The organism is Mycobacterium sp. 852002-51613_SCH5001154 (assembly GCF_001667425.1).
GTDB lineage: Bacteria > Actinomycetota > Actinomycetes > Mycobacteriales > Mycobacteriaceae > Mycobacterium.
The window spans coordinates 74190-95789 of the sequence record NZ_LZII01000045.1 but is presented as its reverse complement, the minus strand read 5'-3'; the positions used below and the strand labels follow the sequence as shown (position 1 = coordinate 95789).

At 67.7% G+C, this 21600-nt stretch carries 18 protein-coding genes; 5 read left to right on the top strand and 13 right to left on the bottom strand.

Annotated elements, in window-relative coordinates:
* Positions 1-57: 57 nt before the first annotated feature.
* From fadD32 to glf, 9 genes are all read right to left on the bottom strand, one after another.
* Entirely contained in the window at positions 58-1956 is a 1899-nt protein-coding gene (gene fadD32 / locus A5750_RS12110; protein WP_066953445.1) for a long-chain-fatty-acid--AMP ligase FadD32, read from the bottom strand.
* Between the two features lie 288 nt (positions 1957-2244).
* Complete coding sequence (locus A5750_RS12105; protein WP_066953447.1) at positions 2245-3255, bottom strand: cutinase family protein; 1011 nt, start codon at positions 3253-3255, stop codon at positions 2245-2247.
* Between the two features lie 119 nt (positions 3256-3374).
* Entirely contained in the window at positions 3375-4277 is a 903-nt protein-coding gene (locus tag A5750_RS12100) for an esterase family protein (protein ID WP_066953609.1), read from the bottom strand.
* 158 nt (positions 4278-4435) lie between these two features.
* Complete coding sequence (locus A5750_RS12095; RefSeq protein WP_066953449.1) at positions 4436-5485, bottom strand: esterase family protein; 1050 nt, start codon at positions 5483-5485, stop codon at positions 4436-4438.
* A 328-nt stretch (positions 5486-5813) separates the two neighbouring features.
* Positions 5814-7784, bottom strand: a complete 1971-nt coding sequence (gene aftB / locus A5750_RS12090) for a terminal beta-(1->2)-arabinofuranosyltransferase (RefSeq protein ID WP_304441462.1) — start codon at positions 7782-7784, stop codon at positions 5814-5816.
* Entirely contained in the window at positions 7771-8688 is a 918-nt protein-coding gene (locus A5750_RS12085) for a decaprenyl-phosphate phosphoribosyltransferase (RefSeq protein WP_066953453.1), read from the bottom strand. Before A5750_RS12085 ends, aftB begins: the two co-directional genes overlap by 14 nt.
* Entirely contained in the window at positions 8681-9220 is a 540-nt protein-coding gene (locus tag A5750_RS12080; RefSeq protein WP_067263061.1) for a phosphatase PAP2 family protein, read from the bottom strand. Before A5750_RS12080 ends, A5750_RS12085 begins: the two co-directional genes overlap by 8 nt.
* Positions 9213-11102: a glycosyltransferase gene (locus tag A5750_RS12075; RefSeq protein WP_066953457.1), complete on the bottom strand. Its 1890-nt coding sequence runs from the start codon at positions 11100-11102 to the stop codon at positions 9213-9215. Before A5750_RS12075 ends, A5750_RS12080 begins: the two co-directional genes overlap by 8 nt.
* On the bottom strand, positions 11102-12346 hold the full coding sequence (gene glf / locus A5750_RS12070; RefSeq protein ID WP_067263058.1) for a UDP-galactopyranose mutase: 1245 nt from the start codon (positions 12344-12346) through the stop codon (positions 11102-11104). The genes A5750_RS12075 and glf overlap by 1 nt, the downstream gene beginning before the upstream one ends.
* Before the next feature lie 265 nt (positions 12347-12611).
* On the opposite strand from glf, the gene A5750_RS12065 reads away from it, so the two are divergent.
* A complete protein-coding gene (locus A5750_RS12065; RefSeq protein WP_197505417.1) occupies positions 12612-13685 on the top strand; it encodes a PirG in 1074 nt (357 codons plus the stop codon).
* Positions 13686-13817: 132 nt separating this feature from the next.
* Positions 13818-15452, top strand: a complete 1635-nt coding sequence (locus A5750_RS12060; RefSeq protein ID WP_197505416.1) for an LGFP repeat-containing protein — start codon at positions 13818-13820, stop codon at positions 15450-15452.
* Positions 15453-15465: 13 nt separating this feature from the next.
* Here A5750_RS12060 and A5750_RS12055 read toward each other — a convergent pair whose 3' ends face one another.
* The 4 genes from A5750_RS12055 to A5750_RS12040 are packed head-to-tail and all read right to left on the bottom strand — an operon-like array spanning position 15466 to position 18645.
* Positions 15466-16281 carry a Cof-type HAD-IIB family hydrolase gene (locus A5750_RS12055; protein WP_066953466.1) on the bottom strand — a complete coding sequence of 272 codons (816 nt, stop codon included), beginning with the start codon at positions 16279-16281 and terminating at the stop codon, positions 15466-15468.
* 34 nt (positions 16282-16315) lie between these two features.
* Complete coding sequence (locus A5750_RS12050; protein WP_067263050.1) at positions 16316-17101, bottom strand: 1-acyl-sn-glycerol-3-phosphate acyltransferase; 786 nt, start codon at positions 17099-17101, stop codon at positions 16316-16318.
* 14 nt (positions 17102-17115) lie between these two features.
* Complete coding sequence (locus tag A5750_RS12045) at positions 17116-17871, bottom strand: 1-acyl-sn-glycerol-3-phosphate acyltransferase (protein ID WP_067263047.1); 756 nt, start codon at positions 17869-17871, stop codon at positions 17116-17118.
* Between the two features lie 6 nt (positions 17872-17877).
* Positions 17878-18645, bottom strand: coding sequence for a 1-acyl-sn-glycerol-3-phosphate acyltransferase (locus A5750_RS12040; protein WP_066953472.1), 768 nt, complete (start codon positions 18643-18645; stop codon positions 17878-17880).
* Positions 18646-18802: 157 nt separating this feature from the next.
* On the opposite strand from A5750_RS12040, the gene A5750_RS12035 reads away from it, so the two are divergent.
* The 3 genes from A5750_RS12035 (at position 18803) to A5750_RS12025 (ending at position 21548) form a co-directional block, all read left to right on the top strand.
* Positions 18803-20353: an MBL fold metallo-hydrolase gene (locus tag A5750_RS12035; protein WP_067263126.1), complete on the top strand. Its 1551-nt coding sequence runs from the start codon at positions 18803-18805 to the stop codon at positions 20351-20353.
* Positions 20350-20694: a hypothetical protein gene (locus A5750_RS12030; RefSeq protein WP_066953474.1), complete on the top strand. Its 345-nt coding sequence runs from the start codon at positions 20350-20352 to the stop codon at positions 20692-20694. The genes A5750_RS12035 and A5750_RS12030 overlap by 4 nt, the downstream gene beginning before the upstream one ends.
* A gap of 119 nt (positions 20695-20813) precedes the next feature.
* Positions 20814-21548, top strand: coding sequence for a GAP family protein (locus A5750_RS12025; protein WP_067263044.1), 735 nt, complete (start codon positions 20814-20816; stop codon positions 21546-21548).
* The last annotated feature ends 52 nt before the right edge of the window (positions 21549-21600 follow it).

The following is a 21600-nucleotide window of genomic DNA, read 5'->3' as shown; positions in this document are numbered from 1 at the left end:
TGGGCAGATTCTCCTGCTGGTCTTGGGGGTCGTCTAGTTCAGCCATGGTTCCTGGGTTCAGTCGTTAGCGCCGGCGAAGGCGGTCGGGGAACCGACGCCGCTACGCAGGCTGCCGTCGAGGTAGGCGGCGCGGCACGCGCGGCGCCCGATCTTGCCGCTGGAGGTGCGCGGAATCGTTCCGGCCTGCACCAGCAGCAGGTCGCGGACGGTCACCCCGTGACGGACGGCGATGGCCGCCCGGATCTCGTCCGCGATCGGCTGGTAGTCGAGCTTGTGCGTGCCGGGGGCACGCTCGGCCACGATCACCAGCTGCTCGGAGCTGTCATCGCGGTCGTGCTTCAGGCCCGTGTGCGGGTTGTCGAACACCACCTGCGGCAGCTCGTTGGCCGGGACGGAGAACGCGGCCACATATCCGGTGCGCAGGGCCCGGCTGGCTTCCTGCGCCGAGTACTCCAGGTCCTGCGGGTAGTGGTTGCGGCCGTCGATGATGACCAGGTCCTTGATCCGGCCCGCTATGTAGAGGTGTCCGTTGTGGTAGGTGCCGTAGTCGCCGGTGCGAACCCACAGCCCATCGTCCTCGGCTCCCTCGGCGTGCGACTTGCTGATGCGCGACTTGAGGATATTGCGGAAAGTCTCCTGGGTCTCCGCCTCCCTGCCCCAGTAGCCGAGGCCGAGGTTCTTGCCGTGCAGCCAGATCTCGCCGATCTGGTCGTCGGGCAGCTCGCTGGCCGTATCGGGGTCGACGATGACGGCCCACTCGTCGACACCGATGACGCCCGCCGAGACCTGCGCGACGGCTTTCGGCGCGTCGGGGGCCACCTCGACGAAGCGTTGCCTGTTGAGCTCGTCGCGGTCGACATGGATGACGGTGGGCGCTTCGTCCATCGGCGTGGTGGACACGAACAACGTCGCCTCGGCCAGGCCGTAGGACGGCTTGATCGCCGTCTCCCGCAGGCCGTACGGCGCGAACGCCTCGAAGAACTTGCGCATCGACGCGGGGGACACCGGCTCACTGCCGTTGAGGATCCCCTTGACGTTGCTCAGGTCCAGCGGCGGCTCGCCCTCCTTGGGCACGCCGCGCACCGCGGCGTGCTCGAACGCGAAGTTGGGGGCGACGGTGAACAGTTCGGAGCCCGGCTCGTCGTCGGGCTTGCGCGCCATCTCGCGGATCCAGCGGCCGGGGCGGCGCACGAACGCGGCCGGCGTCATGAAGGTGAAGTTGTGGCCCAGAACCGGGGACAGCAGTGCCGTGATCAGGCCCATGTCGTGGAAGAAAGGCAGCCAGGACAGGCCGCGGTCACCCTCCTTGCCTTCCAGCCCGTTGAGCACCTGCAACACGTTGGTGGGCAGGTTCAGATGGCTGATCATCACGCCGGTCGGGGTCCGGGTGGAACCGGACGTGTACTGCAGGTAGGCGATGGTGTTCTCGTCGGCCTCGGGCTCCACCCAGGTAGAGGCCACCTCGGTGGGCACCGCGTCGACGGCGATCACCCGGGGCCGTTCCTTGGCCGAACGGGCGCGGATGAACTTGCGGACGCCTTCGGCGGCCTCGGTGGTGGTCAGGATGGTCGACGGCGTGCAGTCGTCGAGCACGGCGTGCAGCCGGCCCACGTGGCCCGGTTCGCCCGGGTCGAACAGCGGCACCGCGATCCGGCCGGCGTACAGCGCGCCGAAGAAGGCGATCAGGTAGTCCAGGTTCTGCGGGCACAGGATGGCGATGCGGTCACCGGGCTGGGTGACCTGCTGCAGCCGGGCGCCCACCGCCCTGTTGCGGGCGCTGAAGTCGCGCCAGACGATGTCGCGGTACACCCCGTCGCGCTCGGTGGAATAGTCGATGAAACGGTAGGCCAGCTTGTCGCCACGAACCCTCGCCCACTTCTCAACGTGCTTGACCAGGTTGGTGTTGTCCGGGAACCTGATCTTTCCATTCACGATGAACGGGTTGTGGTAAACCATGCCGCGCTCCTGTCACACCTGTTTTAGGTCGGCGACGCCGACGTTGTTGTCCTCTGGTCGGCCACGCCGACGGTTTCCATCTCTACGCGGGCCAGCCCTCGCGAGGCGCCTCGGGCGCCAGCCTCCTGCTGATCACAGGCCGGCGTCTACCAGGACCGGGTCCGCAACAAAGTCTTATAGCTCTTAAATTCCTCTTAATGTTAAGGGGCTGCCCGCAGCACACCAAATCACAAGGTACCGCTGATCTGCACCCGCAACGGGCTCCTGGCTGCTGTGTCCCGCGGCCGGTCATCCATGTTTGGGGTGCGGCGCATTGTTGATCAGTCCTTGAACCCAATTCAAGGTCCAATCCGTCGCAGCCTGCCCGTCGGCGTTCCAGAACTGCGTCGTCGCGTACAAGGCGTGGATGGGCTGCCCGCCATTCCCCGCCAGGGTGTTGAGCGTGTTGGGCAGGTTGGCCACGCTGAACGCCTCTTGCGGCGCGGCGCAGATGAGGTCGCCGGGCGCGCAGATCTCGTTGGTCTTGTCGTTGAGCGCGCCGAAACCACCGGGCCGGGCTCCGGTCATGGTCAACCCCAGCCCGGACAGCACCGGCACCTCGTGCAGCGTGACCTCGGCGCCCTGCCCCGGCGGATTGGGCCCGATGTCGTTGCCCACCCCGGGCTGACGGCGACCGTCGGCGATCAACGTCACACCGAGCACCAGGTCGTCGTCGACGGGTCCCCGACCGTTGCCGATGTCGCTGGCGATGTCACCGGCGATCACCGCGCCCTGGGAGAAACCCGTCAGCACGTAACTGGTGAGCGGGCACTTGGCGTTCATGTCCGTCATTGCCTGGACCGTCGCGCGGGTGCCCTCGGCGCGGCTTTCGTTGTACGACATCTGCGTGTCACCGCCGAGGGGGTTATGGAACTGCGCGGTGTAGGGGGTGGTGTACTCCTGCACCCGGGACGCGGGGAACTGCTGGCTGACCGCCGTGGTCACCTTGTGCAGCAACGCGTTGGGGAATTGCATCGGGTTGATCGGATCGTCCTGCGGGGCGGACTCCCAGGTGCCGGGGATGTTGACCAGCTGGACGTCGGGGCACGACGCGTCCTGCGAAGCGGGGCGGGGCTTGTGCGGGTGGGTGGTCGTCGACGGCGAAGGCAGGACGCCGGGCGGCACCGCGCTGGGCGGCGACTCGCGGTTGCGCAGCAAGACCACCACGGCCACGATCACCAACAACACCACGACCGCCATCGCACACGCGGCGGCCCAGGCGAGGACTCGGTGGCGCTTACGCCGGGCGTTGGTAGCCATGTTCTCCTGCTAGCAGAGTGGGTGGATCGCGACGCGGTCCTCCCGACCCCTGCCGCACACCACTACACGGTACCGGCTCCCCCGACTGGATCCGCCGGGCAGCGACCCGCAGCGCCCCGCTACCGAATGGCGCCGACGATGTCGCCCGACATGGCCCCCAGTTGCCCCGACCACGAGCCCCAGCCGTTGTCGCCGCCGCCCGGGAAGTCGAAGTGACCGTTGTGCCCGCCGTTGCTGCGGTACTGCTGATAGAACTCCCGCGAGCTGCCCATCGCCGCGCCCGCCTGGCCAATCATGGCGGCGTCGTCGCCGCCCATATTCGTCGGGCTGTAGACCCAGACGCGAGTGTTGTTCTGCGCCAGCAACGACGCGTGCACGTAGGGGTCGTGCCACTTCCACCGACCGAGCTGCGGGGCGCCCCACATCCCGTTGCCGTCCACACCGCCGAATTGTTGCAGGCCGGCCAGGATCGCCCCGTTGTAGTTGGTGCTCGATGGGTACAGGAATCCGGACAGCGAACCGGCGAAGCCGAAGCGGTCGGGGTGGAACGCGGCCAGCGCCATCGCGCCGTAGCCGCCCTGCGAGGCGCCGACGGCGGCGTGGCCACCGGGCGCCAGGCCCTTGTTGGCGGACAGCCAGTTGGGCAGCTCGCTGGACAGGAAGGTGTCCCACTGCTTGCTGCCGTCCTGCTCCCAGTTGGTGTACATGCTCCACGCACCGCCGGCGGGCGCCACCACCGAGATGCCCTTACCGCCCAGCGTGTTCATCGCGTTGCCCGCGGTGACCCAATTGCTGACGTCCGGCGCCGCATTGAAGGCGTCCAGCAGATAGACCGCGTGCGGACCGCCGGCCAGGAAGGCGACCGGGATGTCGCGGCCCATCGCCGCCGACGGCACCATCAGGCTCTCGTAACCGGCCGCCCGAGCCCGGCCGGCGGGCCCGCCCGTCACCGTCACGCCGATCAAGCCGACCGCCAGCGCGGCCACCGAGATCATCCGAAGAAGCGCTGGCATACCCCGCACGACCCTCATGTCCACCCTCCATCGTCTAGTCGCTGTGGAGCACATTAGCCAGCGCCGTAGTTCCCCCGCCCGCGGGGTAGTGAAACAAATCACACACCAAAACAACCAGCGGCGGAAACCCCTAGGGGTTTCCGCCGCCAGTCGCGTCGTTCTTGGGCTTAGGTGCCCTGGCCGGTCTGACCGTTCCCGGCAGGAGTCGCGGCCGTGGCCGGACCGGCGCCCGGGGTGGCACCCAGGGTCGCCTGCAGGTCAGGCTTCATCGCCTGCAGCTGCGCGCCCCAGTACGGCCAGTCGTGCGTGCCGTTGGCGTCGAAGTTCCACACCGCGTTGTTGCCGCCGGCGGCCTTGTACGCGTCCTGGAACTTCAGGTTGCTGGTCCGCACGAAGCCCTCCAGGAACTTCGCGGGCAGGTTGTCGCCACCGAGGTCGGACGGCTTGCCGTTACCGCAGTACACCCAGATGCGGGTGTTGTTCGCGACCAGCTTGCTGACCTGCAGCGACGGGTCGTTGCGCGCCCACGCCGGGTCGCTCGACGGCCCCCACATGTCGTCCTTCTTGTAGCCACCGGCGTCACCCATGGCGAGGCCGATCAGCGACGGACCCATGCCCTGCGACGGGTCCAGCAGGGCCGACAGCGAGCCGGCGTAAACGAACTGGTTCGGGTGGTATGCGGCGAGGATCAGGGCCGACGAACCGGCCATCGACAGACCCACGGCGGCGTTGTTGGTCGACTTGACCTGCTTTTGCGCCGCGAGGTACGCGGGCAGCTCGCTGGTCAGGAAGGTCTCCCACTTGTAGGTGGTGCAGCCGGCCTTACCGCAGGCGGGCTTGTACCAGTCGGAGTAGAAGCTGGACTGGCCGCCGACCGGCATGACCACGGCGATGCCCGACTGGTTGTACCACTCGAACGCCGGGGTGTTGATGTCCCAGCCGTTGAAGTCGTCCTGGGCGCGCATACCGTCGAGCAGGTAGAGCGCGGGCGCGTTGGCCCCACCGCTTTGGAACTGAACCTTGATATCGCGGCCCATCCCTGCGGAAGGAACCTGCAGGTACTCCACCGGCAGACCGGGGCGCGAGAACGCGCCGGCGGTCGCCGAGCCCCCCACGGCGCCAATCAGGCCCGAGAGCAGGGCCGCACCAGCGGCCGCCACCACGAGCCGGCGCGGCATACCTGCCACGGCGCCGCGAAACCTGTCGACAAGCGTCATCCTTGCTTCCTCATCCTTCTCGGCGCGCCCAGCATCCGGACGCGTCCTTGATTTGGGTCGTACTGCATGCGATCAGGCGCAGCAGTGCTCGTGTAGTCAACCACACCTGTAGCCGTCGAGTCGCATCGAGACCGCACCGCAAAGCGTCAGTCGGCGATCGTTACCCGATGTTTTCCAGGCCAAACGCCGGCGCCGTTGGCGGCGTTTTCGCATGTGCTTGGGCACTTGTGCCAGCTGGTGAAGGCCCAAATGTGAAGTTGCTGGCAATCTTTCGCGGGCGTGGATCGTGATCGTTTTGAGATTGGCCGAAAATTCTTCTGCGCGCGGCTTACTCGCGAGACGGCGGCGGGACCTCTTCGGGCACCGGCAGTCCGCATCTGGCGAGCTCGTAGCGCGGAACGCGGTCGATCCGGTACTTGGTGAATTCATAGGAATGCACCAGGTTGGAGAGGAATCGGTGCGGGGTCATCGGTGCGCGCACCGAACTCAGCACCGCCTTGGTCTCGGGGCATTGCAAGGCGGTTACCGCCTCCGCGACCCATTGCATGTCCAGATAACCCGGGATACCGGGATACACCTTCACCCATGGTCCGTCGGCGATCACCCAATCCGGGAAGAGGTTCTTGTCGTGGCCGATGCGGCCGTGCTTCAACCGTTCCGTGTGTTGCGCAAGCGGATTGGCCAATCCGATCTGGTCGATCACCCTGACGTCCAGCCCGACGTTCATTCCCACCATGCCGAGGTTGGTGAAAAACACTATGTGCTGCGGCTTTTCGGGGGGCTTGCCGGGGCCAGGCTGCGCCTGCGGCACCAGGTCCCACTGGATGTAATTGCCCGACGGCAGCAGTAACGCGCCGTCGGGGGTGTTCTCGAGGGCCGTCAGGATGGCCGCCATCCGCGGATAACCCAGGTAGTCGGCGGCGGTCAGTGGATGCGCGTGCCCGGTGGCCTGCGCGTAGAAGCGCCGCTCGTCGACGATGCCGGAGTAGGTCACGTGGGTGGCGTCGTCACCCATCCCCGGCGAATTGGCCGCCCACAGTGACCAACCCGCCACACCCAGCCAGAGCGCGCCCGCCGCACCGGCCACCCAATAGCCCGTCTCCCGCGAGTAGTCCTGGCCGTCCGGTATCGCCACCGGGATCACGGCCACCGGGGCCAGCAGGCAGAACAGCGGCGCCAGCAGCACCCGCCCATGCATGAAGTCGCCGCCCTGCCGGATCCAGTAGAGCGCCTGCAGCAGGCCGCTCACCAGAACGAAGGCCACGACGGCCGGGGGGCTTTGGACCGCCCGGGCCAGCCGACCGTAGTCGGGCGAGAGCGCGGGGCGCAGGAACGACGGCCGTCGGCGGGCCGCGAGCAGCAGCACCCCCAGCGGCACGAGGAGCACCACCGGCACCCAGACCACGTAGGGCGCGTCGAAATTCGAGAGGTAGATCATGCCCTGGGACCACTTGTCGCCGGCCGCATCCTTGGCCAGGGCGGTGCCGGGCACCAGCAGGCCGTAGTAGCCCATCCGGAAGATCTCGTAGCCCACCGGCAGCAGGCCACCGGCGACCACGACCAGCACCCGGCGCCGCCACGTCCGCGCCGCGATCAGCATCATGATCAGCGCCAGCCCGCCCATCAGCGCCAGGTCGGGCCGAACCAAGACGCTGAAACCGGCCACGAACGCCAACACCCCGATGAAGAGCCTGCGATCCGGGCGGTTGCGCACCGGCTGGGCCCAGCACACCATCATCCACCAGAGCAGACCGAGGTAGGCCAGCGTCAGCCCGCTCTCCAGCCCCGAGGTGGCGAAGTCACGCGCGGGCGGCAGCGCGACGTAGACCAACGCCCCGGCGGGCAGCATGACCGCCCTGCGGCCCCGCAGGCTGGGCGCATACAACCGGGCGGCCCCCAGCATCAGGAGCGCCACGCCCAGCACCGAGAGCGTCAGGGCCAGCGCCAGCGCCACGTATTCCATGCGCATCGGCCCGCCCACCCAGCTGCCGACGTACATCAGGTAGGTCCAGGCCGTGGAGGTGTTGGCCTCCACGCGCTCGCCCTGATTGAAGACCGGGCCGTTGCCGGCCAGCAGGTTGCGGACCGTGCGCAGCACGATCAGCCCGTCGTCGGCGATCCAGCGCCGCTGCCAGGCACCCCAGGCGAACAGGACGGCGACCACCACCACGCTGATCCACAGGCTGACCCTGACCATGGCGGTGTAGGGGAATACCGGCCAGCCCAACCGTCTGATGACCGGCCGGCCGCGCATCATGCGCGCCTTGAGGGCCTGCAGTTCGGAGCTAGCCGAAGGCAACGGCGGCTCCAACTGTCGCGATCCACGTCACCGCCAGCAGCTGCAGCACCCGGTCCCGCAGCGCGATGTCCTCGGGCTCGCCCGCCAGCCCGCCGTCCACGTCCACCGCGTACCGCAGGATGGCGATGGTGAACGGGACCATGGACACCACGAACCAGCCCGCCGCGCCGTGCTCCCGGTCGAACGCCCACAGCCCGTAGCAGACCACCAGCGCCGTGGCCGACAACGTCCAGACGAACCGCAGATAGGTGCTGGTGTAGTTCTCCAGCGCCTTGCGGATCTTGGCCCCGGTGCGCTCGGCCAGTTGTAGCTCGGCGTACCGCTTGCCGGCCACCATGAACAGCGACCCGAACGCCATCACCAGCAAGAACCACTGGGTCAGACGGATGTCGGTGGCCGCACCCCCTGCGATGGCCCGCAGCAGATAGGCCGACGACACGATGCAGATGTCCATCACCGCTTGATGTTTCAGGCCATAGCAGTAGCCCAGTTGCATTGCGAGGTAGACGGCCAGCACCAGCGCCAGATTGGGTGTGATCCACCAGCCGATAACCAGTGCGGCGATTCCCAGCACCACCGCCAGGGCGTAGGCCAGCCACTCCGGCACGACGCCCGCGGCGATCGGGCGGAACCTCTTGGTGGGGTGCTCGCGGTCGGCCTCGACGTCGCGCGCGTCGTTGATCAGGTAGATCGACGACGCGGCCAGGCAGAACGCCGCGAACGCGCCCAGGGCCGGGTAGGCCTTGTCCAGCACGTCGTGCAAGTGGTAGCGGACCGGACCGCCCAATGCGGCCAGCGGCGCGGCCAGCACCAGGACGTTCTTCACCCACTGGCGCGGGCGAATCGCCTTGACCACCCCGATCACCACGTTGCCCGGGGGCCCGGTCACCACGTCCTCACTCATTCGGCCAGACCTTCCGCGCCCGGCCCTCGAGCCGGACGGTGATTCGGGCGACGATGGCTCCCAGAGCGATGCCGCACGCCACGTCGCTGGGATAGTGCACCCCCAGCAGCATCCGCGACAACGCCATCGGGGGAACCAAGACGGCGGGCAGCGGCAGACCGGTGATCCGGCCCATCAGGATGGCCGCGGCCGTCGTCGAGGTGGCATGCGCTGACGGGAAACTCAGCTGGCTGGGCGTGCCGACGTTCACCACGACGGCCGGATCGTTGGGCCGCTTACGCCGCACCACCCGCTTGACCAACACGGCGGCGGCGTGCGCGGCGAATGCGCCGGCCCCCGCCATCAGCCACTCCACGCTCCGCTTCGGCATCAGCAGCGCACCCACCGCCGCCACCGCCAGCCAGCCGATGCTGTGCTCGCCGAAATGCGACAGACCGCGCGCGGCCGTCAGCACGCCGGGCCGGTCGGCCAAGGCCGACTGCACAGCCACCAGCGCGGCCACCTCACCCGTAGGGGGTGGCGATTCAGGCATGCTCTCGCTCGGCAGGTAGCAGCGCCGTCTCCCACTTCTGCTTGCTGGACAGCACGGGCAACGCATCCCGGTACGTTTTGCGCATCTCATCGAACCGGCTCGCCAGCCGGCGCTGCCGCCGCAGCGAGGCGAACAGCAGCTGGAACATCTTGCGGCGGTCGCGCTGCCGGTAGACCACCCCGCACCCGTCGGCGGTCGTCACGGTGACGCCGTCGACGGTGCACAACCGGAACCAGCGCGCGTCCTGGGTGGGCACGTTGAACTCCGGGCGCCGGTGGGCTTCGGGGTCGGCCTTGGTTGCGTTGTGCGCGATGCCGCGGGCCAGCCGATAACCGATCGACAGCGGGTTGACCGGCGGCTTCATCGCCCTCGTCTTGTTCGCCGGCGGGGGCAGTTCGCTCGCCGCCGGCAGCACCACCGCGTCCGGGTATTCCTTGCGCAGCCGATGCACCTCGGGCAGAGCGGATTCCAGGATCGAGAAAATGTGCTCGGGCCCGGCCAGAAAGTCGTCGATGGCCCGGTTCTGGATAGCCACCGTCGAATACTCAAGGCAGGCAAGGTGTTTCAGGGTCGCCTTCAGGTGACTGCGAACCAGCCCGGTGACATCGCCGTCCCAGTGCATCGCGGCGACCACCAGCCGGTTGCGCAAATGGAAGTAGGCCTGCCAGTCGATGGCGTCGTCCTTGTCGCTCCAGGCCATGTGCCAGATCGCCGCACCCGGCAGCGTCACCGTCGGATACCCGTGCTCCCCGGCGCGCAGGCCGTATTCGGCGTCGTCCCACTTGATGAACAGCGGCAGCGGCTGGCCCAGCTCCTCGGCGACCTGACGCGGGATCATGCACGTCCACCAGCCGTTGAAGTCGACGTCGATGCGCCGGTGCAGCAGCGCGCTCCGAGCGTTCTTGTCGTTCAACGGGAATTGGGCGAAGTCATGGTCGTACTCCGCGTGCGGTGCGGCGGTCCACATGAAGTTCGACTGGTTGACGACCTCGCCCATGATGTGCAGGTGCGACGGCTCCTGCAGGTTGAGCATCTGGCCGCCGATGAGCATCGGCGTCTTGGCGAAGCGGTGCAACGCGAGCACCCGCAGGATTGTGTCCGGCTCGATGCGGATGTCGTCGTCCATGAACAGAATCTGTTGGCAGTCGGTGTTTTTCAGCGCCTCGTACATCACCCGGCTGTAGCCGCCGGAACCACCGAGATTGGGCTGGTCGTGGATGGACAGCCGGTTGCCCAGGCCGGCGGCGGCGGCCGGGAAGTCCGGGTGATCACGCACCTTGCGCACGCCCTGGTCGGGGACGATCACCGCCCCAATCACCTCGTCCACCAACGGATCCGCGGTCAGGTCGGCCAGCGCGTTGACGCAGTCGGCGGGCCGATTGAACGTGGGGATGCCGACGGCGATGTTGGCCGCGCCCGGGGCGGGCTCGGTCGCATACCAGCCACCGCTCACCAGGTTGACCACGGTGTCGGTGGTGATGTCGAACCAGACCCAGCCGCCGTCCTCGAACGGCCTGAGCGGCACCTCGATCTCGACGATGGCCGGCTGGTCGTCGGTGCCGACGAATTGGCGGCCGTCCACGGAGATCCGCACTCCGGTGGCCTTCGTCCGGTACACGTCGACGCGGCCGGTTCCGGTCAACTCGACCCGCAGCACCACCGAGGTACAGATCGACCAGCGGCGCCAGTAGCTCGCGGGGAACGCATTGAAGTAGGTGGCGAACGACACCTCGGACTCTTTGCCGATCTCCAGCGAAGTGCGGCTGGTCGCGTGCGCGCGCCGCGCATTGGTGGTCGATTCCTCCAGGTACAGCTTGCGCACGTCCAGGGGCTCACCCGGACGCGGCAGGATGATTCTGGAAAGCAGGCTTACAGCAGTCATCAGGCGCCGCTCCTCCCCCTCGCTTCGATCTGCGTCGTCGCCGGCGCGCTTGCCCCCGCGCCTTCTTCCACCAGAGGTGCGCCGTCGCGCAGGTGCGGTGCGACGGTGTTGTCGTACATGTTCAATGCACTGGCAATCGCCATGTGCATGTCCAGATATTGATAGGTGCCCAACCGGCCACCGAAAAGCACCTTGGCGGAGGCGGTTTCGGCCTTCGCCCGCGCTCGGTACGCGGCCAGCAGGGTGCGGTCGGCCTCGGTGTTGATCGGATAGTAGGGCTCGTCGTCGTCTTCGGCGAATCGCGAGAACTCCCGCATGATCACCGTCTTGTCGGTGGGGTAGTCGCGCTCGGTGTGAAAGTGCCGGAACTCGTGGATGCGGGTAAACGGCACGTCGGGATCGTTGTAGTTCATCACCGGCGTTCCCTGGAAATCCCCGATCGGCAACACTTCCACCTCGAAGTCCAGTGTGCGCCAACCGAGCCGGCCCTCGGAGTAGTTGAAGTAGCGGTCCAGCGGGCCGGTGTACACGACGGGCGCGTCCGGGCTTTCCGCGCGCAGCTGGTCGCGAACCTCGAACCAGTCGGTGTCCAGCCGCACCTCGATGCGGTCGTCGGCGGCCATGTTCTGCAGCCAGGCCGTGTAGCCGTCGACCGGTAGTCCCTCGTAGGTGTCGCTGAAGTACCGGTTGTCGAAGGTGTAGCGCACCGGCAGCCGGGTGATGTTGGCGGCCGGGAGCTCCTTGGGATCGGTCTGCCACTGCTTGGCCGTGTAGCCCTTGACGAACGCCTCGTACAGCGGCCGGCCGATCAGCGAGATCGCCTTCTCCTCTAGGTTCTGCGCGTCCTCGGTTTTGATCTCGGCGGCCTGCTCGGCGATCAGCCGGCGCGCCTCGTCCGGGGTGAAGTATCTGCCGAAGAACTGCGACACCAGGCCCAGCCCCATCGGGAACTGGTAGGCCTGCCCGTTGTGCATGGCGAACACCCGGTGCCGGTAATCGGTGAAGTCGGTGAACTGCCGGACGTAGTCCCAGACCCTCTTATTAGAGGTGTGGAACAGGTGGGCGCCGTACTTGTGGACCTCGATGCCCGTCTGCGGCTCGGCCTCGGAATAGGCGTTGCCACCGATGTGCGGGCGGCGTTCCACGACGAGCACGCGCTTCCCGAGTTGGGTGGCTGCGCGCTCGGCAATGGTCAGGCCGAAGAATCCAGAGCCGACGACGAGGAGATCGAAACGAGCGGTCATCGGTTGCTTAGGGTATCCGACCGCGTGGGTCTAACCCATCTGGCGAGGCCAGGGAGTCCGCCTTCGGCCGAATGACGGTGCGGGCGGGACACCTCAGCGGCCCGATCACAACCGGGGTCGCAATTACCTCACGATTCAATATCACCACTCTAGTCACAGCAATCTCACTCGTACCATCGACTCTGTGTGGTTCTCGCCAGCTAGGACGGCGGACCGCACCGAAACAACACAGTTCAGATGAGTTGTCCAGATTGAGGAGACTTCCGTGCCGAACCGACGCCGACGCAAGCTTTCGACAGCCATGAGCGCGGTCGCCGCCCTGGCAGTGGCGAGTCCTTGCGCATACTTCCTTGTCTACGAATCGACGGCCGGCGGCAAGCAGCCCGAGCACCACGACTTCAAGCAGGCTGCCGTGATGACCGACCTGCCCGGCGAGCTGATGGGAGCGCTGTCGCAGGGGCTGTCGCAATTCGGGATCAACCTGCCCCCCGTGCCCGCGCTGAACGGGGGCACCGCCGCCAGCACTCCGGGCCTGACCAGTCCCGGCCTGGGCACTCCAGGGCTCGGTACGCCAGGGCTCACCAGTCCGGGCTTGACGAGCCCGGGACTCACCAGTCCCGGCCTGACCAGCCCCGGCTTGACGAGCCCGGGTCTGACGAGTCCAGGCCTGGCGAGCCCAGGTCTGGCGAGCCCAGGCCTGACGCCCACGACGCCGGGACTCACCGCGCCCGGCGCGCTACCGACCACCCCGGGCGCCGGAGTGGCGACCCCGGGCGCGGGACTCAATCCGGCGCTTTCCAACCCCGGGCTGACCAGCCCGACCGCGGTCACGCCCGGACTGGGCACCCCGACAGCCGCGGGTGAAGTGCCGATCACCGCTCCGGCCAGTTTGGATCCCGGCGCTGACGGCACCTACCCGATCCTCGGCGACCCGTCGTCCTTCGGCAGCGGTTCGCCGCTCGGTGGCGGTGGCACCGGTCTGGGCGGAGGCAGCGGCAGCGGCAGCGGCGGCGGCGGCCTGGTCAACGACGTGATGCAGGCGGCCAACCAGCTGGGCGCCGGCCAGGCCATCGACCTGCTCAAGGGCCTGGTGATGCCGGCGATCACGCAGGGTATGCAGCACGGCGCCGCGGGTGCACTCCCGGGTGCCGCCGGTGCCCTGCCGGGCGCCGCGGGTGCATTGCCGGGTGCCGCCGGTGCCCTGCCGGCCGCCGCGGGCGCTCTGCCGGGTGCCGCAGGCGCTCTGCCGGGTGCCGCGGGGGCCCTGCCGGCCGCCGCGGGCGCTGCCGGTGCGTTGCCGGCGGCGGCGGCTGCCGCGCCGGTCCTGCCACCCGTGTAGACCTCAAGGGAACCCTTCAACCAGACGGCACCGCAGATTCTTCTGCGGTGCCGTCGATTTTCGTGCAGATTCGCGCCGCCCCGGTTCGTGTCGTCTCATCATTAACATTAGAAACACAAGTAACATCGCCTGGTGTCTCCTAGTCGCGGGCCGACGACGTTGCTCACCGCCATCGCGGCGACCGTCGTCATCGTGTCCTGGGTGGCGGACACGACGCGCGACCGCCGCACGGCCGGCCCGCCGCCGGCCCACGGCACCCAACTGGCCGAACAACCGCTGGTCGGGCTGGGCGGCGGCGTCACGGTTCGCGAGATCGGGCAGAGCACCCCGTTTTCCCTAGTGGCGCTCACCGGCGACCTGGCCGGCACGTCAACCCGGGTCCGAGCGAAGCGTCTCGACGGTTCGTGGGGGCCCTGGTACCAGACCGAGTACGAAACCGCGGCGCCCGACGGCGCGACGCCGGCCGGGTCCCTCGAGGGACCGCGCGGAACCGACCCGGTGTTCGTCGGCACCACCACCACCGTCCAGATCGCGGTCACCCGTCCCATCGATGCGCCGGTGACCCAACCGCCGCCCGCGCCGCCCAACGAGACCGGCCTCGGCTACAAGCCTGCGTCCCGGGAACAACCGTTCGGGCAGAACATCTCAGCCGTCCTGATCTCCCCGCCGCAAGCGCCGTCGGAAACGCAGTGGACGCCACCGTCGGGGGTCTTGATGCCCGGCCAAGCCCCGGCCATCATCAGCCGGGCGCAATGGGGCGCCGACGAGTCGCTGCGTTGCGGTAGTCCGCAGTACGACAACGGGATTCGCGCCGGGGTGGTGCACCACACCGCGGGCAGCAACGACTACTCCCCGCTGGAATCGGCCGGGATCGTCAAGGCCATCTACACCTATCACAGCAAGACCCTGGGCTGGTGCGACATCGCCTACAACGCCCTGGTCGACAAGTACGGCCAGGTGTTCGAGGGCAGCGCCGGGGGGCTCACCAAAGCGGTCGAGGCCTTCCACACCGGCGGCTTCAACCGCAACACCTGGGGTGTGGCGATGATCGGCAACTTCGACGACGTACCGCCGACGCCGATCCAGCTGCGCACCCTGGGCCGGCTGCTGGGCTGGCGGCTGGGCCTGGACGGCGTCGACCCCAAGGGCACCGTGGCGTTGGAGTCGGCGGGTAGCCACTACACCACCTACCCGGCCGGTTCCGTCGCGACGCTGCCCACGATCTTCACCCACCGCGACGTCGGCAACACCGACTGCCCGGGCAACGCCGCCTACGCGCTCATGGACGAAGTACGCGACATCGCTTCGCATTTCAACGATCCGCCGGAGGAATTGATCAAGGCCCTGCAGGGCGGCGCGATTTACGACCACTGGCAGGCGATGGGCGGCATGAACAGCGCGCTGGGAGCGCCGACCTCACCGGAGGACAGCGCGGAGGGTGACGCCCGGTACGTCACATTCGCCAGGGGAGCGATGTACTGGTCGCCCGAAACCGGCGCCCAGCCGATCACCGGCGCGATCTACGACGCCTGGGCCTCGCTGAGCTACGAACGCGGTCCGCTCGGCTTGCCGACGAGCGCCGAAATTCAAGAGCCGCTACGGATTACGCAGAACTTTCAGCACGGAACCCTTAACTACGATCGGCTGACCGGCAACGTCACCGAGGTCGCGGAAGGCATCACCACGCCACTGTCGACGGAGTCCCCGAGCGGTCCGACCGTCGCGCCCGAACACTTCTCGCTGCCGGCGCACCCCTCCGCCACTTAGCCGAAAAGCCCGCTCAGAGCCACCAGCGTTCCAGCACGCGCCCCACCCCGTCGTCATTGTTGCCTGCGGTGACCTCGTCGGCCGCACTCAGCACGTCGGGATGGGCGTTGCCCATCGCCACGCCATGACCGGCCCAGCGCAGCATCGGTAGGTCGTTGGGCATGTCGCCGAACGCCACCACCTCTTCGCTGGCGATCTGCAGGGGCCTGGCGATCTCGTCCACACCGGTGGCCTTGCTGGTGCCCAACGGCACGATTTCCACCAGGCCGTTGTTGGTGGAGTAGGTGATATCGCCCTCGATGCCGACATGCCTGGCCAGTGCGGCGGCCATATCGGCGCTGCGGGCGCCGCTTCGGCGGATGAGCAGCTTGATCGCCGGCGCGCTCAGCAGGTCCTCGATCGACACCTCGGTGTTGTCCGGGTTCAGCCAGGCATGTTCGTAGCCGGGCGAGCTGATGAACTGCGGGGTCGCCGTGTCGTGGGCGCGTTCACCGATTCGCTCGACGGCCAGGCCGGCCCCCGGGATGACGCGCGTCGCGAGCTCCGCCAGTTCGGCCAGCATGTCCACGGGCAGCGTGCGCGCCGACAGCACCCGGTCGGCCGCGGGGTCATAGATGACGGCACCGTTGGCGCACACCGCGATCGGCGCGAAGCCGAGCGCATCCACGACGGGACGTATCCAGCGCGGCGGCCGGCCCGTCGCCACGACGAACGTCGCGCCGGCGGCGGTGGCGGCACGCACGGCGTCGCGGGTGCGCGGAGTGATGGTTTCGTTGTCGTCGAACAGGGTGCCGTCGACGTCACAGGCGATGAGCGCCGGCAAAGTCATCTGACGGTTCCGCGTTCGCGGCTCGCCGGTCTGATCAATGCACTCCGCTCTGCTCCTGCCCCGGACGGGTCACGCCGTCGGTGCCGTATTTCTGCATTCGCGCCTGCAACTCCGACAGGCGGATCGCCCGGGAATCATCCTGGGTGGGCGCGGCGCCGCCGAGCCGCCGAGGCACCCAGAACTCGCCCTCGGGGTGCGGGTACTCCTCCTGCACCCGGTACAACAGCGCGTTCATCGCCTCGCGCAGCGCCGCGTTGAGCTGCTCGGGTGTGCCGTGCGGCGGCAACGGCCGCCCTGCCGCGACGGTGATCGGAACCTTGTTGCGCCACACCTTCTTCGGATGATCCTTGGGCCAGATCCGATGGGCACCCCAGACGATGACCGGAACGATCGGCACCTGGGCGTCCAGCGCCATCCGGGCCGCACCTCTCTTGAATTCCCGAAGCTCGAAACTGCGGCTGATCGTGGCTTCAGGGTGCATCCCGATTAGCTCGCCGTCCCGCAGGCGCCGCGTGGCCAGCTCGAGCGCGTCGTGCCCGTTAGTGCGGTCCACCGGGATCAGCCTGGCGTGGTTGATGACGTAGTTGACCGCCTTCACGTCGGCCATTTCCGCCTTGATCATGAAGTAGGCGCGCCGGCGCCGCTCACGCACGGCAAGCAGCGTCGGCAGCCAGTCCAGGTAGCTGGTGTGGTTCTGCGCCAGCAGTGCACCGCCCGACTGCGGAATGTTCTCCAGCCCGCGATAGGTGAACTTGGTTCCCTGCATCGCGACCATGGGCGGGACGACCCATTCGCACAACCGGTAAAAGCCCTCAGGCATGTGTCCTCCTTCGCCTACCGCGACGATCGTCCATCACGACCGGCGGCCCGGGCCGCGGCCTCGTCCGCCTCCATCCGAGCAGCCTCCGCCATGGTCGGTGCCCCACCGCCCAGCCGGTGCGGCGTCCAGTACGCACCCGGTTCGTGCGGATAGCGCTCCTGCACCTGGTGTAGCAGCGCGGTCATCGACTCGCGCAGGGCGGCGTCGGTCCGCGCGATGTCTTCGGCCGCCGTGACCGGCGCGCCCACCTGCACTTTAATCGGTACCTTGGTGCGGCCCAGTGTGCGCGGGTGGTCTTTGGTCCAGATCCGGTGCGCACCCCAGACGATGATCGGGACGATCGGAACGTCCGCGTCGACGGCCATGCGGGCGGCGCCCGTTTTGAACTCCTTGAGCTCGAAACTGCGGCTGATGGTGGCCTCCGGATACACCCCGACCAGCTCGCCCTCGCGCAGCCGCTGCACCGCCAGCGCGTAGGCGCCCGCGCCAGCACCGCGGTCCACCGGAATGGTCCGGGTGTGCTTGATCAGGAAGTTGACGATCTTCACCTGCTGCATCTCGGCCTTGATCATGAACCTGAGCCGGCGGCGCCGGCGATACACGGCCAGCGCGGCGGGCAGAAAGTCGACATAGCTGGTGTGGTTGATCGCGATCACGGCACCACCGGAGTCGGGGATGTTCTCCTCGCCGGCGTAGGAGATCCGGGTGTCGGTGGCCAGAACCGTCAGCCGAGCCAGGATCTCGAGCGCGCGGAAGACCGGTTCCACCATCGATCGCTACTCCGGCGCTCCCGCGGATCCGGCCCGGCGCGCCGCGCGAGCGGCCGCCTCCTCGGCGTCCATCCGGGCAGCTTCGGCCAGCGATGGGGCACTGCCGCCCAACCGGCGCGGCACCCAGAACTCACCCGCCGGGTGCGGCCCATACATTTCCTGGGCCCGCTCCAGCAGATGTTGCATCCGCGAGTGCAGCAGCCCCTTCAATTCCTCGACGCCCAGCGTCGGTTCGATCGGTTCACCGACGACGACCATGATGGGCACCTTGGGACGGAACAGCTTCTTGGGGTGCCCCTTGGTCCAGACGCGCTGCGCGCCCCAGACGATCACCGGAACGATGGGCACCCCGGCTTCGACGGCCATCCGCGCCGCACCCGACTTGAATTCCTTGATCTCGAAGCTGCGGCTGATCGTGGCTTCCGGGTAGACGCCGACCAACTCGCCGTCCTTGAGGTTCCGGACCGCTTCCTCGTAGGAGGCGGCCCCGTTCTGCCGGTTCACGGAGATGTGCCGCAGGCTGCGCATGAGCGGCCCGGTGATCTTGTGGTCGAACACTTCCTGCTTGGCCATGAAGCGCACCTTGCGGCCCAGACCTTGCTGGTAGGCGGGCAGCCCCGCGAACGTGAAATCGAGGTAGCCGGTGTGGTTGATGGCGATGACCGCTCCCCCGCTCTTGGGCAGGTTTTCGGCGCCCGTGACCGTGATCTTGAGACCCTGTATGCGCCATATCAAGCGGGCAAGTTGAATGACAGTCCCGTATACCGGTTCCACAGCTGATCAGCCTAATGCTCCCGGCTGTGAGTCAGCCCTTGAGTCAGCCGAAGTGCCGAAAACCGAGACGCCGTCCCGCGCTAAGCTCGGAGGCTGAAAAAGCCGTTACCCGGCCGCGGGCCGCGCAGGTCCCTTGAGCGGCCCCAGGAAGGTGTTTGTGCAGGTCACAAGCGTAGGTCACGCCGGATTTCTGATCGAGACGTCCGCGGGCAGCATTCTTTGCGACCCCTGGGTCAATCCCGCGTACTTCGCGTCCTGGTTTCCGTTCCCCGACAACAGCGGCCTGGACTGGGACCGGCTGGGGGACTGCGACTACCTCTACGTGTCGCACCTGCACAAGGACCACTTCGACGCCAAGAATCTTCTCGAGCACGTCAACAAAGACGCGGTGGTGCTGCTGCCCGACTTCCCGGTGCCGGACCTGCGAAACGCGTTGCAGGAGCTGGGTTTCTACCGGTTCTTCGAGACCAGCAACTCGGTCAAGCACCGGGTCAGCGGCCCCAAGGGCGACCTCGATGTGATGATCATCGCCCTGCGGGCGCCGGCCGACGGCCCGCTCGGTGACTCGGCGCTGGTGGTTTCCGACGGCGTGACGACCGCGTTCAACATGAACGACGCCCGGCCGGTCGATCTCGACATGCTGAGCTCGGCTTTCGGACACATCGACGTGCATATGCTGCAGTACTCCGGCGCGATCTGGTACCCGATGGTGTACGACATGCCGGCCCGCGCCAAGGAGTCGTTCGGTGTCCAGAAGCGGCAGCGGCAGATGGACCGCGCCCGCCAGTACATCGCCCAGGTGGGCGCGACGTGGGTCATCCCGTCGGCCGGGCCGCCGTGCTTTCTGGACCCGGATTTGCGTCATCTCAACGACGACCACGGCGATGCGGCCAACATCTTTCCGGACCAGATGGTGTTCCTCGACCAGATGCGCACCCACGGGAGCGACGGCGGCCTGCTGATGATCCCCGGCTCGACCGCGGACTTCACCGGCACCACCCTGAATGCGCTGCGCCATCCGCTGCCCGACGATCAGGTCGAGGCGATCTTCACCACCGGGAAGCGGGCCTACATCGCCGACTACGCCGAACGGATGGCGCCGGTCGTGGCCGCCGAGCGCGCGAGCTGGGCGCCCGCCACCGGGGAACCACTGCTCGAGCCGCTACGTGCGCTGTTCGAACCGATCATGTCCCAGAGCGACGAGATCTGCGACGGCATCGGCTATCCCGTCGAATTGGTGATCGGCCCGGAGACTGTCGTGCTCGACTTCCCGAAACGCGCCGTGCGCGAACGGATTCCCGATGAGAAGGTGCGCTACGGTTTCGCCATCGCGCCGGAGTTGGTCCGCACCGTACTGCGGGATCGGGAGCCGGACTGGGTGAACACCATCTTCCTGTCCACCCGATTCAGGGCGTGGCGCGTCGGCGGCTACAACGAATACCTGTACACGTTCTTCAAGTGCCTGACCGACGAACGGATCGCCTACGCCGACGGCTGGTTCGCCGAGACGCACGACGATTCGTCATCGGTCACGCTGGACGGCTGGGAAATTCAGCGCCGCTGCCCCCATCTCAAGGCCGACCTGTCGAAATTCGGTGTGGTGGAGGGCGATACGTTGACCTGCAACCTGCATGGCTGGCAGTGGCGATTGGACGACGGGCGGTGCCTGACCGCGCGGGGTCACCAACTGCGAAGTTCGCGAGCATGAACGAAAGCCCAGGCCGGTCTTACGACGACGGGTTGGTTCAGTTGGACCGCGCGGCGATCACGCTGCGCCGCTATCACTTTCCTTCCGGAACGTCGAAAGTGATTGCGCTGGAGTCGATTCGTGGATACAAGGCCGAAGGGCTGGGCCTGCTCACAAATCGGTTCCGGATCTGGGGCAGCTCGGACTTGCGTCGCTGGCTGCCGCTGGACGTGAGCCGGCCGTTCAAGTCGACCTTGGTCACGCTGGACGTGCCCGGCGTCCGGCCCAGCCCCGCCTTCACGCCGGCGCGACCGGAAGAGTTCACCGCACTCCTGGATGAGCTGCTAGGTCAGCGCGGTTAGCGTCGCGCGCGAGTGCGCAAAAGTCCGGCTGCGACTGCCGTCGGCGACCCCGGCATACGCCAGGACGACTGGGCGAGTTTGAGTCAGGGGCCGAGCTGGCTGCGGTACGGTTGCCCAGCATGTGGATCACTGTGCTGGTGCTGGCCGGCTCGGTGATCTTCGAACCGATCCGCGTCGGTCTGGTGGTCCTGCTGCTCAGCAGGCGGCGCCCGCTCATGCAAATGCTCGCGTTCTTGTGTGGTGGCTTCGCCATGGGCGTCGGCGCGGGTCTGGTGGTGCTGTTCGTCCTCCGTGCCGCGCCGGTCGTTGGCCACTTCAGCGTGGCGGACGTCCAGATCGCATCCGGGCTCGCCGCTTTGCTCGTTGCCGTCGTGTTGGCGACCAATGTTGTGCGACGCAGGGTTGTCCATGTCCACCCAGCACCGGCGGATGCGGTAATCGGCCGCAGCGGTGACGTTGCCCTCGACGAAGGGTCGGCACCGAGCGGACGGCGGCGGCTGGCCGAAAGCGCGCGAATCTTCTTGCGCGGTGACTCCCTAGCTGTGGCAGCGGTCAGCGGCGTTGGGGCGTCGTTGCCGTCGGCGAACTACATGGGCTCGATGGCCGCCATCCTCGCCGCGCACGCCGCGCCGGCCGCGCAGGTGCAGGCGTTGGTCGCCTTCAACGTGGTGGCGTTCGCCGTGGCCGAGATCCCGCTGGTCGGATATCTGGCGTCGCCGCAGCGCACGCGTGCCGTCATGGCCGGGCTGCAGAACTGGCTGCGATCCCGCGGCCACCGCGACATCGCCCTCTTGGCGGCGGCCGGGGGCTGTTTCATGCTCGTCCTCGGGCTGATCAACCTCGCTGCGCGTTAGCGGCCCACCTACAGCTTTTCGATCGGCCATGAGAGCCGGTGTGAACAGCCGT